The following is a 1,432-nucleotide window of genomic DNA, read 5'->3' on the forward strand; positions in this document are numbered from 1 at the left end:
CCAGAGAGTATTGCGCGGATGGCAGAGCAGTTTGCGGTGTTTGCGCAAGCGCTTGTGCAGTCTCCGACGTTGCCGCTGGGGCAGGCGCCGTTGCTTAGTATGCAAGAAACTGCCGCTATCCTGTCTAACCTCGATCGTCACAACACTGACGTCAGCGAGAATATCGCTCTGTACAGGGTATTTGAAAATCAGGCCGACTCTACGCCAGACGCAGAAGCAGTGGTTTGCGATGATGTTGTGCTGACTTACCGGCAACTTAATGAAAGATCCAATCAGCTAGCTCGCTACCTGCGTACGGAGTTTTCTGTCGGGCCTGACGAATTGGTTGGTTTATGTCTACCCCGTTCTGCAGAAATGCTTATCGCTATCCTGGCCGTGTGGAAAGCCGGAGGCGCTTATGTGCCATTTGAACCTGACTTACCCGCTGAGCGCCTCGATCTGGTGTTGGCTGAAACGCAATGTCGGGTGATTTTATGTCTGTCTGATCAGCGCGCATTCTTCGCTCAACGTGGTTGTCCGCAACTACTGTTGGATAACGTTGCACCGCCATCAATGGACACTGATTTGCTTCGCGGCTGCAGCAAAAGCAACCTTGAGCAACATGCTCAGGAGTTAACCAGCCTGGCTTATGTGCTTTACACCTCGGGATCAACCGGTACACCTAAAGGCGTGATGGTAGAGCATCACAGCCTTGCAGTATTAGGCCGTGAAATGAATGCATGGATTGCTCCGCATAGCCGTATAGGTTGGTGCGCAAACTATATATTTGATGCTTCTTTGCAAGGTCTGCTTTATATGTGCATGGGTCGAAGCCTGGTGGTTATATCGCAGGGCTTGAAGCTCGAGCCCGAGGCATTGTGCAACTATGCCAGGCAGCAGCGGTTGTCCGTTTTAGATTGCACGCCAAGTCTTGCTCAGGTCTGGTTGCAGCAATGGCCAAAAGACTTTACGCCGGATCTGCTGATTGGCGGAGAGGCAATATCAGCTACTTTATGGCAATCGTTGACAGAATACCGTGAGTCAGGAGCCTTGGTTTATAACCTTTATGGGCCAACAGAATGCACGGTGAATAGCACCGTTACTTTAGTGGAAGGAGAGTTTCCGCATATTGGCCGGGCGTTGGCTTATACCCAGCTATATATTTTGGCCCCGGGCACACAATCTCTGGCGCCGGCTGGCTCTGTTGGCGAATTATGCATTGGCGGGCAAGGATTAGGCAGAGGTTATCTGAATAACCCGGAGCTTACGGCCAAACGGTTTATCGACAATCCGTTTTATGATCCAGACACAGCTTACCGCTCGAAACGGTTGTATCGCACCGGTGACTTGGTGCAGCTATTACCGGACGGTAACCTGGCGTTTATAAGTCGCAACGATCATCAGGTGAAGGTACGTGGTTACCGCATAGAGCTTGGCGAGATAGAGCAAGTAC

At 51.3% G+C, this 1,432-nt stretch carries 1 protein-coding gene; it reads left to right on the forward strand.

Annotated features, from left to right (window positions below; translation table 11 throughout):
- Positions 1-1,432: non-ribosomal peptide synthetase (locus tag ACYVIC_RS12685; protein ID WP_460860475.1), on the forward strand; the 1,432-nt coding region annotated here is incomplete at both ends.

This window comes from Rheinheimera gaetbuli (assembly GCF_054781935.1).